This is a genomic window from Flavobacterium inviolabile, from assembly GCF_013389455.1.
In the GTDB taxonomy this organism is placed as follows: domain Bacteria; phylum Bacteroidota; class Bacteroidia; order Flavobacteriales; family Flavobacteriaceae; genus Flavobacterium; species Flavobacterium inviolabile.
The window spans coordinates 965,190-980,282 of record NZ_CP058278.1 but is presented as its reverse complement, the minus strand read 5'-3'; the positions used below and the strand labels follow the sequence as shown (position 1 = coordinate 980,282).

Below are 15,093 nucleotides of genomic sequence, written 5' to 3'. Positions count from 1 at the left end.
CGAATGAAATCTTTAGCAGCCATACAACTCCGCATTGATGCACTTCATAAAGAAGGAGCCACAATTGCCGCTGCTCATTTTCTTTTGCGTGAATATGGTCTGGAAAACCCAAATTTCAAAGGCTTTGAACTGCGTGAAAAAGCCAGACCCGATTTTATACTGATGACAACCGAAGGTTCGTTTGGCGAACCGCAGCTCATACGGATTCCCGAAAACACTTTTGAATTTCCATTAGTCCTGATGCTCAATTTACTGGCACACGAAATGGTTCACGTACAGCAAAAGACCAAAGAAAACACGGTTACCGATAAAAACGAGCGCGAATGGCAGGCCTATTATGAAATGCTGTTCCACATCCTTTTCCCTCAGATTCCGGAATTATCGCCGTTTCACAAAAAATTCTTTGCCCGTAAAGCCCTGGAATATTATAACAGAATGGGCGAAAACTCCGCATTACAACTAAAGTACAGCGAACAGAAAAATGAAGTCGAACAGCTATTAGCTGCGTTAACCTGAAAAACATGGAACAATACCTGCTACCCGATGATTTTTTTAAAAACCCTGTCGCAAATGACGGTATTTTCCTGCACCATTACCACACCACAAGTGAATGCGAAAAAAGCAGGATTATTTTAAAAGACAATACGTTCAGCTTTTTATTTAAGGGGCAAAAACAGCTGTATAACGAAAACTATAAAGAGCATATTGAATCCATGCAGTATGTGTTTATGAAGTCCGGAAACTATTTGATGTCCGAAAAGACAACTTTAGAAAACGAATACAGCAGTCAGCTTTTATTTTTCGACAATAATTTCCTGGCAGAATTTATCTTCAAATACCCGCAATTAGCCGCTCCAAAAACGCAGCAGCAACCGGCTGTACTAAAAGGCGACATCGACGAATATATACTGCACTTTCTCAAATCCATTTCATACATAGATCCGACAGATGTGTTGGCAAAAAAAGTAAAAATGGAAGAGATCCTGCTCTATTTTATTCAGAATAAAGGATTGTCTGTTGCTGATTTACTGGAAAATCAAAACAAAAGCCAGCAGCTAAAAATTCAGGAAATCATCCACAATAACTTAGACAACAACCTTGAAATCAGTGAGCTTGCTTTTTTGTGCAACATGAGTGTTTCAACTTTCAAACGCCATTTCAAAACCATCTACCACAATTCCCCGATCAAGTGGATGCAGGAAAAACGACTGGAAACAGCCGCCCAAAAGCTCCTACAGGCAGAATACAGGGCAAATGACCTATATCTTGAAACCGGTTACCAGAGCTTATCCAGCTTTATCCAGGCCTTCAAACAAAAATTCGGACAGACCCCGAAACAGTATCAGCATAATAAATTGGACGTTTAGCAACACTTTTACGTCTTTTGGAAATAGCGCTAACAGAGCTGTCCGTACTACTTTTGACCTAAAATAATTCTTATGAAAACACTTTATGTCATCGCAGCAAGCCTTTTGCTATCGCTTTCGGCAAGCGCACAAACCTTTACTTTAAAAAGTACCGATTTACAGGGACAGGCAACCCAAAAACAGGTTTTTAACGGTTTTGGCTGTACCGGAGAAAATCGCTCCCCCGAACTTCATTGGGAAAATGCCCCGGAAGGAACCAAAAGTTTTGCCGTAATCATGTATGATCCGGATGCTCCCACCGGCAGAGGCTGGACGCACTGGGTGCTGTTTGATCTTCCCGCTACTACAAAAGAAATCAAAACCGGAGCAGGCGATATTACTAAGCTGCTGCTTCCCAAAGAAGCCATACAAAGCACCAACGATTACGGAAGTTATGGCTACGGAGGCCCGTGTCCGCCGGTTGGTGACAAACCGCATAAATATGAGATCACTGTTTTTGCCCTTAAAACAGCTTCATTGGGTCTGGACAAAAACACCAATCCGTCAATTGCAGGTTTTTACATCAACAGCAACACCCTTGCCAAAACAACGATAACCGCTTATTACAACCGTTAGCAAATAAACAGCAGAGGAGTAACTTCCTCTGCTAAACTATACGATATTAACATTTTCTTCTATAGTATTATAAAACGGGTTTTCTAAAAAAGTCTATTTTTGTACAAACAAGAAGAAGCATGAGCACAAGAAGACAAAAAATCATACGCTTTTCTATAGGCTTTATTTTATTTTTTGCCCTCGTATTTACCGGTCTTTTTATCTTTCGTAATACCCTTTTACAGAAAGCAATTACCAAAGCAGAAGCCAAACTGGACACGGAATACAATTGCGTCCTGACGATAAAAGGAGCTTCTTTTGACGGCCTTACCGGTGTGTCCCTTCAAAACATTGTTTTAGTTCCCAAAAAAGCGGACACCCTGCTCGCTGTTGAAAAAATAAAAACCAAAGTCAGCCTTTTCCAATTATTAACCGGTGATATTCAATTGCAGCAACTGGAAATGAATAACGGTTTTATCCAACTGGTTAAAAACAAAAACGGCCGCAATTTTGATGCCTTCCTCAAAAAAGAAAAAGAGGACAAAAACGATAACGAAAAAAGAAATTACGCGAAACTCGCCTACCGATTGCTCACAAAAGCCCTCAATCTGGTTCCCACAAATATGCGCTTGCAAAATCTTTCGTTACGCATGGACGATATGGGCAGAAAGGTAACCATGCACATGAACGAATTGGATCTGAAAGAAAAACAGCTGCAAACTTCCATAGCCGTACAGACCAATACTTTCTCACAGAACTGGAAGATAAAAGGTCTTGCCGATCCGAGAAACAAAACGGCCGACCTGCGTTTCTTTAACAGCGACACGTCCAAAATAAAAGTTCCCTATATAGACGAGCGCTTCCATTTGCTGTCAAGTTTCGACAGCATCCACGTGAATGTACAGAAAATAAAAATGGAAGGAAACGAGCTGCACGTAGACGGTTTTACTTCCATTACCAATTTCACGATCAATCATCCGCGAATTGCTAAAAAAGATGTCGTCATCGAAAAAGCGAGGCTGGATTACCGCTTTCTTTTCGGAAGTGATTTCGTAGCTATCGACAGTAGTTCCCGGGCGCAGCTAAACGCTATAAAAGTGCAGCCGTTTATGGAATATAACACCGAAAAAGACACGGTATATACTTTGCGCGTCGCTATTCCAAAAATGAAAGCCCAGGATTTTATCACCTCACTACCAAAAGGGCTGTTTACCCATTTTGAAGGAATGGAAGCCGAAGGCAGTTTTGATTATAACCTGAATTTTCAGTTCAACAAAAACAATCCGAATGCCCTTGTTTTCGACAGCAGGCTGAACAAAGAGAACCTGAAAATAACCAAATACGGAGAAGCCGATTTAGCCAAACTAAATGGTGTTTTCACCTATCGGGCTATGGAAAACGGCGTACCGCAGCGCCCGATAGTTGTTGGCCCGTCCAATCCGAATTTTACGCCTTTAGACCAGATATCCCCTTACCTGCAAAAAAGTGTTCTGACATCGGAAGATCCTTCGTTTATGTCCCATCGCGGCTTTATAAACGAAGCCTTCAAACAGTCCATCGTTAAAAATATCCGTACGAAAAAATTTGCCCGCGGTGCCAGCACCATCAGTATGCAGCTGGTTAAAAATGTATTCCTGACCCGTGAAAAAACATTGTCGCGAAAACTGGAGGAAATCCTTTTGGTTTATATCCTGGAGAACAACCGCATTGCCAGCAAACAGCGTATGCTCGAAGTCTATTTCAATGTGATCGAATGGGGACCGAATGTATACGGAATTGGAGAAGCCGCACAATTTTACTTCCAGAAAAGACCGGCCGATCTGACTCTTAAAGAATGTTTGTTCCTGGCGAGTATTGTTCCCAAACCGAAAAAGTTTATGTGGCAGTTTGACAACGAAGGTCATTTGAAAGGTTTTGCAAACCAGCACCAGAATTTCCTGACGAACCTGATGCTGCGCAGAGGTGTTTTGCAATCTGAAGACACCATTGGCTACAAAATGCCTTTTACGATAACCGGACGTTCCCGTTCTTTCCTGAAATTGAAAGTACAGGACAGCATTCCTGTCGATTCTCTTTTTATAAAGGAAATCGTTTACTAGATCTATTTGAAGTTTTTAAGGAATTCCTCTTTGTAAGTAGGCGAGATTTCCACTTCCGAACCGTCAAACAAGGTAACATAGCCGCCTGTTCCTTTGTGGTATGATTTCACAAAGTTCACATTGATAATATGGGATTTATGTACCCGTAAAAACGGAAAAGGAAGAATCTCTGAAAAGTGTTTTAAAAAACGGCACACCATTTTTTTACTGCCATCCTGTAAATACAGATCGGTAAAATTACCGTTCCCGCGCAGCCGGACAATGTCTTCCATTTTAGCCACTTCAAAGCCTTCCAGCGTGGGCAGAATAACCTGTTGCCGTTCCGGATTGGGTTCCCTGAAGTTTTCCACAATGATCTTGTTGCGGTTAAAGATCTCCTGATTGAGCAATTGCAGCTGTACTTTGTTAACCGCTACGATCAGTTCTTCAATACTGATGGGTTTCAGCAAATAATACGCCGCACTCTGATTGAGTGCTTTTAACGAATACTCGGAGAAAGCAGTGACAAAAATGGTTTCAAACTGCAGTTCTTTACAGGCTTCCAATACATCAAAAGCATTTCCGAAGGGCATTTCCACATCCAGGAAAACCAATTGCGGCCGTATTTCATGAAGCAGCGGAACGGCTTCTCTGATATTCTGGGCTTCCCCGACAACTTCAATCTGCGGACAGTATTTGCTCAGGTAATTTTTAAGCACTTCCCTTGCCGCCGACTCGTCTTCAACGATAACACTTTTTATTTTTTGCAAAGTCATCATATTCTTTCAATCAATGGAAAATTAATTACTACTATCGTTCCGGTTTCCGGTTCCGGTTTTTCCTGCAGCGATAGCGTGATCTCTTTTTTATACAGTTCGTTCAGCAAACTGATCCGCTCTTTGGTATTTGTCAGCCCTCTGGACTGGTGTACTTTCTGGTTTTTGGTTTTGAGTTCCTGACTTTTGGTTAACCCGATACCGTTGTCGTCAATTACCACGCTTACAGTACCGTTTTTCAGGTAAAACCCCAGCTGTAGCAATCCCTTTCCTTCTTTATAGCGCAGTCCGTGCCAGATTGCATTTTCAAGATGCGGCTGGATGATCATGTTCGGGATCAAAATCGTTTCGGCATCCAGATTGTCATCCACCGTGATCTGGTAGTCAAACTGATCTTCAAAACGCATGTGTTCCAGATCCAGGTATTTCCGAAGCTGTTCGACTTCACTGCCCAAAGCAATAAAGTCCTTATTGGAATTTTCCATCATGTTCCGCATCAGGTTCGAATAGGACGTCAGGTATTTATTAGCTTCCAGCTCCCTGTTTTGCGAAATAAACTGGTTCACACTGTTCAGGCTGTTAAAAATAAAATGCGGGTTCATTTCCCGGCGCAGCGACTGCAGCGCAATTTCCTTATTCTTGGTTTTAATAGCATACAGCGCTTTTATGATCAATCCGAAAAGCACTAACAGCAGTACAATCGAACCGATCAGGAAATAGTTAAAGGTGTTTTTCTTTGCGATCAGTTCATCCTTTAAAACTTTTTCCTTTTCAAGCTGCCGGATTTTTTCTTCTGTCACCTGGAAGTTTTTGGTATCCGCCAGTGAACTGTCGGCATGAATAAGTTTTTCAAAATTCCGGAAGAACTGTTCGTACAGCAGAATGCTTTCTTTGTCTTTTCCTGTTTTTTTATAGTAATCCAGCAGTTGGGAAAGGCTTTTTTTAACCTCATCCGTTTTACCTTGCCGTGTGGCCAGTTCATAAGCTGCTTTTAGCTGCGCTACTGCTTTTTCCGGTTCTTTCTTTTTAAAATAGATCGTTGCTATCGATTGCAATTGGGCTATTTCGGTATCAAAATCTTTTTTAGACCGGGCTTCTTTCAGCAGTTTTTCCGAGATTCCGAGTGCTGCGTCAAACTGGTTGTCGGCCGTGTACACTTTGGCTATTTCATTTTTTAACTTGATTACCGTTTCCGGTTTGTCTTTCGCAAAGGAAATTGCCTGGTTGTAACTTTCAATCGCTTCCGCCTTATCTTTTTGCTGCAAATTCATTTCCGCCTTCTGCACATACGCATCCGCGACTTCTTCTTTGCGGCTTTCTTTTTCAAGCAACTGGATCTTGGCATTAACATAATTGTATTGTGCCGCAGGATTCGCAGCACTTTTTAGTCGTTTGGCATCACTCTGATTAACCAGTTCCTGATTTTTTTCCGTGGCGATTTCACCGGCAATCTGGTAGTTCTGGATCGCATCCTTATATTTACTCTGATTTTCCTGAACCCGCGCCAGGCTTCGGGTCACTCTTGCCAGATCCGGTTTCCGGTTAAGTCTGGTATAGCTTTCCAATGCTTTTTTGAGGTATTCCTCCCCTTTGGTATAATCGGCTATATCAATAAATTCCTGCGCCAGTTTTTCATAACTGCCGGCAATTTTTACCTCATCGTTTTCATTCAGTGAATTGGATAGTTCTTCGGCTGCTTTGCTGATTTTGGCATTGGCACTTTTTTTAGCATTTACAGTAGAAATCTGCTGCGCCGTTATTCCTTGCGGAAACAGCAACACTAAAAAAAGAAGTCCGAAACCAATTGATAAAATACGCATTACAAATAAGTTATTTTCAGAGTGTAAAGTAACTTCATTTCAAATTGCTTTCCTATACTTTTCACCAAGTCAAAAGACCGGTTCACCCTTTCTACCAAAAGTACGTTTTTTCGATCAATAGATTTGTCCCGTACAATTAAAACCGCAATCATGAAAAAATCTTTTACTCTTTTTGTCATGCTAATCCTATGCCAATTAGCTGCCGGACAGGTTTCCGGGAATATCAATTATCAGAACCAGGTGCGTTTTACCGACAATGCGATCAACATCAGCTTTCCTTCCAATGCCGATGTTATGGTGAGTGTTAAAGGCCTTGCCAATGTAAAAGCGGATGCCTATGTGGCTATTTTCAGCACCACCCAAACGGGCAAAACCACTCAGGAGGTAAACGAGTTAATCGACAAACGGATTGCACAGTCCCTCGCGGAGATCAGGCTTAAAAAAGGTGTCGAAACCTTTGTAGACATGATTTCTTTTGTTCCCGTTTATGAATATGAAGTCGAGAAAAAAATCTTTAGCCGGAAAACCTACAATGAAATACCGGCAGGTTTTGAACTGAAAAAGAACATTCATATCAAATTTTCCGATCCGAATCAGCTGAATGATTTTATCAGCATATTGTCCAACCATGAGGTTTATGACCTGGTTAGAGTGGATTATTTTTCCAGCACTCTGGAAACCATTAAAAAAGAAATGATGAACAGGGCAAAGCTGCTGGTTCAGGAAAAGGTTAAAAACTATGAGCTGCTGCTGGGAGAGACTTTCGGCAATGTGGAGAAAAAGATTGCCGACGGATACAGTGTGACATTACCCGTGGAAATGTATAAATCCTATGAAGCCTATAACAGTTCTTCCCTTAACTTAAAGAGAGCCGCCAATATCAACCAGGCCGGTAAATCCACTACGCTATTCTACCAGCCGGTTTTCAACAAGGAATTTGATTTTGTCATTAATGCTACAGTACTCGAACCGGTAATTCAGGTGCAATATGAAATCAAAATGGCCATTAACCGGGAAAAGAAACCGGCTTCAAAAACAGACAAAGAGTTTATACTGATTACGCCTAACGGTGATTTGAAAACCCTGAATCTGAATACCTCAAAACAAACCCATTAATCCCAAACGGGCCTTTCACCAAGTTAAAATACCGTTTCACCCATTCTGAAAAAAACGCATGATTACTCTTGATACTTTTGAACTGTAATCTTAAAATCAAAAAACATGAAAGCTGAAAACATTGTAATAGCATTGACCGCTTCTGTTCTGCTAACGGGAGTTGCCTTAAAAGTTGAAAACACTCCCGATACGGGATTGATTACACCGATCATCAAAACCGCAACACCGGAAAAACCCTGCGTTTTCATGTCGGTTATGGGAGAACAGCCGGTAGACCGGTATTCGGTTTACAAAAATGCTTCCGGACTAAAAGCCAGTCTTGACAAAGGGGAAAAATGGCTAGCGGAAGCACAAAACAAAGACGGCGGCTGGGGCGCCGGTTCCCACAGCAACCAGGGCGAAATGAATCCGCATGCCGTTAGTTCCGACCCGGCAACAACAGCTATGGCTGCGATGAGTCTGTACCGGATGGGTTTTAGTATTGAGAAAGGAAGGTACAAACAACAGCTAACGGCGGCTTTGAATTATTTACTGCATCAGGTTGAAGAAAATAAAAATAAAGAATTCATAACTCCGGTTCGCGGCACTCAGATCCAGCAAAAATTAGGAGCAAACATTGATGCCGTTTTAACCTTACAGTTCCTGAACCAGCTGGTTCCTACAGTATCCGATAAAGCGCTGACCAAACGGGTAGAAAATGCCATCCAGATTTGTGTTGGCAAAATAGAGAAATCATATGATGCAAACGGAAAAGTTTCCGGTGCCGGCTGGGCAGGTGTTTTACAGTCTTCTTTTGCCAATGCTGCTTTGGAGCAGGCTTCCAAAAACAAGAATATAAAAGTAGACCCGGATAAAATGACTGCTGCCCGGAATTACCAGAAAGGTAATTATGATGCCGAAAACAATACCGCTAAAACAGAAGACGGTGCCGGAATCGTGCTATATGCCGTGAGTAGTTCGGTGAGAGGCAGTGCTTCGGAAGCCAAAGAAGCCGAAGAATTATTTGAAAAGGCCAAAGCCGAAGGTAAAATCAGCAAAAAGGCGGAACTGAACACCCAGAATCTTGAAAAAATAGGGGTTAATAAGGATAAAGCACTTTCTTATGCCGCAGCAGCTAAGGTTTATAAAGCTGCAAAAGTACAGGCAATGGACAACCAGGTAATGAACGGTTTTGGCAACAATGGCGGCGAAGAATTCATGAGCTTTTTACAAACCGGGGAATCCATGCTGGTTAAAAAAGACAGCGACTGGAAAAACTGGTATGATAATGTGGGCGGGAAAATTCTAAAAATCCAAAACCAAAACGGAAGCTGGAACGGGCACCACTGCATTACCAGTCCGGTTTTCTGTACTGCAACCTGTCTTTTGATCCTGACAATAGAAAACGATATTAAATTATTACAGCAATAATATCATGAAAGCAACATTCCTAACCGCAGCACTTCTGGCAACCGTTTTTTCGTTTGCCCATACCGCAACGACCGTTAATCCGCAAACGGCGGCAATTCATAAAGCAGAAAACACCAAAATTCAGGTAGCACTTTTGCTGGATACTTCCAATAGCATGGATGGCTTGATCGACCAAGCTAAATCCCGCCTCTGGAATATCGTTAACACACTGACTACTTTAAAATACAATGGCAAAACACCCGATATTGAAATTGCGCTGTACGAATACGGCAACAACGGGTTGTCCCAGACCGCTAATTATATCCGCCAGGTGACACCGCTCTCGACAGATCTGGACCTGATTTCGGAAAAGCTGTTTTCCTTACGTACAAACGGCGGTGCTGAATATTGCGGCGCCGTTATTCAGGACGCGACCAGACAATTGCAATGGAAGACCGACACCAACAGCATGAAGCTTATTTATATTGCCGGAAATGAGGCTTTTGATCAGGGCAGTATTTCTTATAAGGAAGCCATTAGTGATGCGTTGAAAAAGGACATTTATGTGAACACTATTTTCTGTGGTGATTATGACGAAGGTATCAGCTCCTTATGGAAAAACGGTGCCGAAACAGGAAAAGGGAAATATTTCAATATCAACTCCAACCTGGCAGTGCAGTACATTCTGACTCCTTATGATGCCAAAATAGCCGATTGCAGCAGTCGTATCAATGCTACTTATATTGGTTATGGTGCCAGCGGACGGGCAAAAAAGATGAATCAGGAAGTACAGGATAAAAATGCCGAAAGCGTATCGGCTGCCAACTATGCCGAACGTGCCGTTAGCAAATCGAAAGCCATTTATAAAAACGAAAGCTGGGATCTGGTTGACAAGGTAAAAGAAGACAAAGATGCCATCGCCAAAATCAGGAAAGAAGAACTGCCCAAAGAATTGCAAAACAAAAGCAAGGCAGAGCTAAAAACCCTTATTGAGGCAAAAACAAAGGAACGCGAGAGCATTCAGCAGGAAATCGCACAGCTTGCTAAAAAACGCCAGGAGTATATTGATACCGAAAATAAAAAAACAAAATCGCAGGACGATCTGGGAAATGCCATTAATAGTTCCATTACGGCCTATGCCAAAGCAAAAGGATATACTGTCGAGAAATAAAAGTAAAATCCTATATTTATCATCATAAAAACATTGACAATGAAAAAGTTCATCATCACCTTATTATTTGCCATTCCCGGTATTGCGCTGGCGCAAAAACCGGTATTTACCACCGCCAAAGTAAAAGACGTAACAGTATATTTTAACGCAGCCGAAATTGCACAATCGGCGACCGTGAATATTCCTGCCGGAACCCATGAGATTGTCATTAAAAACATCGCCAATTACCTGAATGAAAATTCCGTACAGATAGGCGCTCCTTCAACCGTAACCGTTTTGTCTACGCAATTTACCAATGATTATATCTCCGAATACGATCTGGACGAAAGTTCACCAGCTATCAAAAAAGTAAGAGACAGTATCAAACTGGTTCAGAAAGATCTGGAGAGGCTTGCCAACATTAAAATTTCAGAAATCAAGACCATTGAGATGCTGGATAAAAACCAGCAGATTTACGGACAGAATTCCGGGTTAAACGTGTCTGAATTAATGAAAATGGTAGAGTATTACAAATCAAAGCGAACAGAGATCAGCAATTCTGTAAATGCGATTACCGAAAAAGAGAAAAACCTCAATGCGCTGCTAACGAAACTCAACAGTAAGCTGGAAATTAACACCAATAAGGAAGAGAAAAATGCAAGCGGGAAACTGGTTTTACAGGTCATGAATCAGACAGCAGGAAACATTCCGCTTGAAATTTCCTATCTTACCAATAATGCACGCTGGGTTCCTTTTTATGACCTGAGAGCCGATAATGTAACCTCGCCTATAAACATGATGTACAAGGCACAGATTGTTCAAAATACAGGAGTAGACTGGAAAAAAGTAAAATTAACGCTTTCCAGCGGTATGCCAAACCAGAACAATCAGGCGCCAACAATCAGACCGTGGTTTTTAGCGTACCAGCAACCGCTATACAACAATGCTGACTATGCCCGTAAGGAATTACAGGAAGTTGTGGTAACCAGTGCTCCCAGTCTAAGAGGTAAAGTTTCCGGGATTGCAGTAGCCAGCTCTGTTTCCGATTACACCTTGATCAACGAGAACCAGCTGAATATTTCTTTTGATATTGATATTCCGTATGATATTTTATCGAACGGCAAAGTACACAGCGTGGCTTTAAAAGAGATCCAATTGCCGGCTACTTACAAATATTATGCAGCACCGAAATTTGACAAAGAATCATTCCTGCTGGCAGAGATTACCGATTATGGCAAATACAACCTGTTAAAAGGAGAAGCAAATATTATTTTTGAAGGCATGTATGTGGGCAAAACCATTATCAACCCGGGACAAACGGCCGACACGTTAAACCTGAGTATGGGACGTGATAAAAAAGTGTCTATTACCAGAGAAAAAATAACCGATAAATCCGGCACCAAATTCCTGTCTTCTAAAAAAGAGCAGACATTTACGTACGACATTACGATCCGCAACAATAAAAAAGAAGCGATTGTCATGAAACTGGAAGACCAGTATCCGTTAAGTACCGATAAGGAAATTGAGATTGAACTCAAACAAAAAGACGGTGCTAAAGTTAATACCGAAAGTGGTTTGCTAACATGGGAGCTCAATTTAAAACCGAATGAGACCAAAAAAATCCGCATCAGTTATGTGGTAAAATATCCGAAAGATAAAGTAATGAGCAATCTTTAATCAAAAGCCCCTCAATTGAGGGGCTTTGTTTTTTTAAGCTATTTTATTTGTTTAAGAAGCTGTTTATAATCCGGTTCGTCGAACGTAAATTCTTTCACTTTTTCAAACTTACATTCGTTAACAATAATTGGAAAATCCTTAAGATTTTTTTCATTTATCATAAGACTATACCTGTTTTCAAACTTAAATATTGCTATCCCTTTTTGCTTGTCAAAAATAGTATATTCTAAAGATGCCTTGTTCCCTCCATAGTCTTCATATAAAAAGGTGAAGACCTCTTTTGAAGCACTATTAATTTTTCTAATTTCATAAACGGAACTTTCAAAATCTTCAACCGTAAGTTTTTTTTCTGTCAATTCTATTTTTCTATTATAACCGGAATCACAGGGAACATAGAGATAGTATGCTCCATTATAACTATAAATCGGAATCCATTTTTCGTTTTTACTACTCTTTTTATTTGTCTTTATTTCAGATTCAAAGGTTTTAAAAAAAGTATAGTGTTCTGAATTCTTATTGGGTTCAATATATACTTTTTGTGATTTTTCATTTAGTAAAAAAATGGTATCCTTGTCAATAATCTGGGCTGTCATCTTAAAAGTACTCAAGCTCGTTAGCAGAAATATAAAACACAATATTTTTTTCATCTTATTCTTAGTTTAATACTCTTTCCTTTATAACCAAAGTCAATATTCCTTATCAGCAATTGTCGTTTCAAATCAAAAGAAAGACTTTTTTCTCATGGTATTGCTTTGGTTTCAATATTATTAAAAACTAATACTGTAACTAACTCAATGTGTTTAACAATTACAAAGCCGTTATTCATCACGCTGATCATTCCTTTTTTTATAATAAAGAATCGCCAATGAATCTATTTTTTTACTATTGTAAACCTTCAAACATTGTTGAAAAACTTTTTTCCCTTCTGCTCCTTCCGCAACTTTTCCTATTGTATTTATAGAATCCTTACGAATCTTTTGATATGTTAACTTTGCCAATTCTTCAATAGCCCCGTGTTTTTTATCAAATGGTTCGTCAAAAACCAGACTTTTATCCTCTTTTAATAATTTCTTTATTTCTTTTGATTCATTAAAACCATATTTTAAACATTGGCAAAGAAATTCCGTTTTAAAACGTTCCTTATACTCTTTCTTTTCATGCTGTTTTAAAGTAGAACACCCATAAAACATTAATATAATCAGGAAAAATATTCCGGTTTTTTTCATCTTATTCTTAGTTTAATATCCATAAATTGATTTCTTGTACATTGTTTCCAAAATAGCAACTATTTCCACAATTAATTCCATCAAATATATCACAATGTCCCGATGCTCCAAATAAACTTGGATTTATAGGCAACATTATATAAATACCTTTATTTGGAGTCAAATGTTGTGAAAAATTCTGACCATAGGCTCCTCCTTGTACCGTATTTAAATGTAAATTGGGTGTCCCAAAAGTTTTCTTCATCCAAGAATATAATGCCTTAGCATTCAAAAAATAATATTTACCGTCAGCTCCTTTAACAGTTAGTTTTAATCCATTTGGTTTAAGAAGTTGAGGTATCATAATGCCTGAATAATTAAGTGCTCTAGATACTTTCAAGGCACAAGTATTCTCCGTATCATTTGGATATTGTAATCTAGTTTCCCATACTTCACCTCCAATATATCCATATACATTATCAGCGCCCGTCATACATGTACCATCTTGATTTCTTAAATAAGCAGAATTAAAGTCATTCCATGAGGGCAACTGTTGCTGTTGAAAAGTAAGATTAGGATCTTCCCAAAACTCACTATCATAATCCCCATCCTTTCCTTCATTTGGTATTAAAAACCAATTCTCAAACTGTGCCCAAGTTACATCAGGATGCAGGTTAAAATACCCAACAGCCCAAGTCACAAACTCCGACACCTGAAAATCAACGGATCCTGTTTGGCTATTAAAATTATGCTGTAAATATTGAACTATCTTTTTCCCGTTTGTTGTATTCCACCATTGATGATCCGGAACCAGCTGGCTCACTCCCTGTTTAAAATTTTTTATAAATGATGTAAATGTCATCGGTACTACCGGAGTGGTAATAACGGGTGAACCGTCTCCATAAACAGCACCACCTCCCCCTACATGGCCAACATTTCCTTCAGCTCCGGTATCATTACCGGTATCAGTTCCCGGCGGATCATAAACACCAGTGTCATAGCCGGTTCCCATCCAGCCGCCCCAACCGCCATCTGAAGCGCCTCCATTACCGGAATTCCCATCACCGGTACTTGTTTGTCCGCCGCTATTGAGCTGGTCGATACAATCCTTATCGATTAATTCAATAAGCTCGCTATGGGTAACCTGCCCTTGTTCGTTCCAGGCCGCCGGAACCGTTATCAATGTATGGCAGGGTTTTAATTTACCTTTCCCTAAAACAGCCATATCAAAATCCGGTAAGGCCCGGATTGTCATTTTATCATTCAGGCTGCCAACAGTCTCCAGCCGCAATACCTGCTCCCGGCTTAGTTTATATGTTGTAATATAAGCATGGTAAACACCGTCTTCTTCCCTGTTTAACACCAGATTTTCCACATATAAACCGGGTACCGTTCTTACAATCGGGAAAGTATACGAATGCTGGCTTCCATTTTCAATATACGTTACGTCTTCGGTGTCAAAGGAAAAATTATGGACCGGGTCGGTTACCGTTTTTCCCAAAAAAGCTGCTTTTTTTGCATTGAGCTGCTCCAGTTTATGTAATAGGGCGGGATTGTTTTTCAACGATTCAAAAGGTAGCTTTTTAATCGTAAGCGGATTTCCTTTCTTTTCAAAGGTTTCCTCAAAAGTATCTTTTTCACATCCGGAAAAGACACATACAAAACACAAGGAGAAGAGTACTCCTAATTCTTTCATTTTCTGTAGCATGGCGTATATTCTAAAGTTCAATAAAGCAAATTGTAATGCTACAAACCTGCTTTAAAATTATTACTTGGAGGGCATCTATTCTGTAAACATAAATAAAACACTTTTAAAAAACAAGCATAAAACATTAAAAAACAACACTATACAACTTTTTGTTTTAAAAAACACTTTAGCTTTACCCCATAACCATTTGTTTATTTTTTTTGCAATAACCTA

Annotated in this window: 13 protein-coding genes; 8 read left to right on the top strand and 5 right to left on the bottom strand. The window is 40.0% G+C overall.

The features are described 5' to 3' along the window. The first annotated feature begins 3 nt into the window (after positions 1-3). The 4 genes from HW120_RS04475 (at position 4) to HW120_RS04460 (ending at position 4,060) form a co-directional block, all read left to right on the top strand. Entirely contained in the window at positions 4-516 is a 513-nt protein-coding gene (locus HW120_RS04475; RefSeq protein WP_177731236.1) for a hypothetical protein, read from the top strand. A gap of 5 nt (positions 517-521) precedes the next feature. Next, the gene (locus tag HW120_RS04470) at positions 522-1,367 is read left to right on the top strand and encodes a helix-turn-helix domain-containing protein (RefSeq protein WP_177731234.1); all 846 of its coding nucleotides are present in this window, start codon (positions 522-524) and stop codon (positions 1,365-1,367) included. 72 nt (positions 1,368-1,439) lie between these two features. Next, positions 1,440-1,982 carry a YbhB/YbcL family Raf kinase inhibitor-like protein gene (locus HW120_RS04465; RefSeq protein WP_177731232.1) on the top strand — a complete coding sequence of 181 codons (543 nt, stop codon included), beginning with the start codon at positions 1,440-1,442 and terminating at the stop codon, positions 1,980-1,982. Between the two features lie 119 nt (positions 1,983-2,101). After that, positions 2,102-4,060, top strand: a complete 1,959-nt coding sequence (locus tag HW120_RS04460; protein ID WP_177731230.1) for a transglycosylase domain-containing protein — start codon at positions 2,102-2,104, stop codon at positions 4,058-4,060. A 2-nt stretch (positions 4,061-4,062) separates the two neighbouring features. Here HW120_RS04460 and HW120_RS04455 read toward each other — a convergent pair whose 3' ends face one another. Together HW120_RS04455 and HW120_RS04450 are read right to left on the bottom strand one after the other, a co-directional pair. Beyond that, positions 4,063-4,815, bottom strand: coding sequence for a LytR/AlgR family response regulator transcription factor (locus HW120_RS04455; protein WP_218618746.1), 753 nt, complete (start codon positions 4,813-4,815; stop codon positions 4,063-4,065). Further along, complete coding sequence (locus tag HW120_RS04450) at positions 4,815-6,635, bottom strand: tetratricopeptide repeat-containing sensor histidine kinase (RefSeq protein ID WP_177731225.1); 1,821 nt, start codon at positions 6,633-6,635, stop codon at positions 4,815-4,817. The genes HW120_RS04455 and HW120_RS04450 overlap by 1 nt, the downstream gene beginning before the upstream one ends. Positions 6,636-6,785: 150 nt before the next feature. Here HW120_RS04450 and HW120_RS04445 point away from each other — a divergent pair, with 150 nt between their 5' ends. From HW120_RS04445 to HW120_RS04430, 4 genes are all read left to right on the top strand, one after another. Next, positions 6,786-7,751: an SIMPL domain-containing protein gene (locus HW120_RS04445; protein WP_246297034.1), complete on the top strand. Its 966-nt coding sequence runs from the start codon at positions 6,786-6,788 to the stop codon at positions 7,749-7,751. Between the two features lie 105 nt (positions 7,752-7,856). After that, positions 7,857-9,161: a prenyltransferase/squalene oxidase repeat-containing protein gene (locus HW120_RS04440; RefSeq protein WP_177731223.1), complete on the top strand. Its 1,305-nt coding sequence runs from the start codon at positions 7,857-7,859 to the stop codon at positions 9,159-9,161. Between the two features lie 4 nt (positions 9,162-9,165). Then, entirely contained in the window at positions 9,166-10,311 is a 1,146-nt protein-coding gene (locus HW120_RS04435) for a VWA domain-containing protein (protein ID WP_177731221.1), read from the top strand. 39 nt (positions 10,312-10,350) lie between these two features. Further along, positions 10,351-11,967, top strand: coding sequence for a DUF4139 domain-containing protein (locus HW120_RS04430; RefSeq protein WP_177731219.1), 1,617 nt, complete (start codon positions 10,351-10,353; stop codon positions 11,965-11,967). A gap of 38 nt (positions 11,968-12,005) precedes the next feature. On the opposite strand, the gene HW120_RS04425 is transcribed toward HW120_RS04430, so the two are convergent. The 3 genes from HW120_RS04425 to HW120_RS04415 all read right to left on the bottom strand — a co-directional run bounded on the left by HW120_RS04425 (position 12,006) and on the right by HW120_RS04415 (position 14,901). Continuing rightward, on the bottom strand, positions 12,006-12,614 hold the full coding sequence (locus HW120_RS04425; protein WP_177731217.1) for a hypothetical protein: 609 nt from the start codon (positions 12,612-12,614) through the stop codon (positions 12,006-12,008). Positions 12,615-12,785: 171 nt separating this feature from the next. Continuing rightward, on the bottom strand, positions 12,786-13,193 hold the full coding sequence (locus HW120_RS04420; protein ID WP_177731215.1) for a hypothetical protein: 408 nt from the start codon (positions 13,191-13,193) through the stop codon (positions 12,786-12,788). Positions 13,194-13,200: 7 nt separating this feature from the next. Further along, positions 13,201-14,901: a T6SS effector amidase Tae4 family protein gene (locus HW120_RS04415; protein WP_177731213.1), complete on the bottom strand. Its 1,701-nt coding sequence runs from the start codon at positions 14,899-14,901 to the stop codon at positions 13,201-13,203. Between the last annotated feature and the right edge of the window lie 192 nt (positions 14,902-15,093).

Bases quoted from the DNA above. Each gene is read 5' to 3' on its own strand.
- HW120_RS04475 (WP_177731236.1), top strand. From the start codon at position 4: ATGAAATCTTTAGCAGCCATACAACTCCGCATTGATGCACTTCATAAA.
- HW120_RS04470 (WP_177731234.1), top strand. From the start codon at position 522: ATGGAACAATACCTGCTACCCGATGATTTTTTTAAAAACCCTGTCGCA.
- HW120_RS04465 (WP_177731232.1), top strand. From the start codon at position 1,440: ATGAAAACACTTTATGTCATCGCAGCAAGCCTTTTGCTATCGCTTTCG.
- HW120_RS04460 (WP_177731230.1), top strand. From the start codon at position 2,102: ATGAGCACAAGAAGACAAAAAATCATACGCTTTTCTATAGGCTTTATT.
- HW120_RS04455 (WP_218618746.1), bottom strand. From the start codon at position 4,815: ATGACTTTGCAAAAAATAAAAAGTGTTATCGTTGAAGACGAGTCGGCG.
- HW120_RS04450 (WP_177731225.1), bottom strand. From the start codon at position 6,635: ATGCGTATTTTATCAATTGGTTTCGGACTTCTTTTTTTAGTGTTGCTG.
- HW120_RS04445 (WP_246297034.1), top strand. From the start codon at position 6,786: ATGAAAAAATCTTTTACTCTTTTTGTCATGCTAATCCTATGCCAATTA.
- HW120_RS04440 (WP_177731223.1), top strand. From the start codon at position 7,857: ATGAAAGCTGAAAACATTGTAATAGCATTGACCGCTTCTGTTCTGCTA.
- HW120_RS04435 (WP_177731221.1), top strand. From the start codon at position 9,166: ATGAAAGCAACATTCCTAACCGCAGCACTTCTGGCAACCGTTTTTTCG.
- HW120_RS04430 (WP_177731219.1), top strand. From the start codon at position 10,351: ATGAAAAAGTTCATCATCACCTTATTATTTGCCATTCCCGGTATTGCG.
- HW120_RS04425 (WP_177731217.1), bottom strand. From the start codon at position 12,614: ATGAAAAAAATATTGTGTTTTATATTTCTGCTAACGAGCTTGAGTACT.
- HW120_RS04420 (WP_177731215.1), bottom strand. From the start codon at position 13,193: ATGAAAAAAACCGGAATATTTTTCCTGATTATATTAATGTTTTATGGG.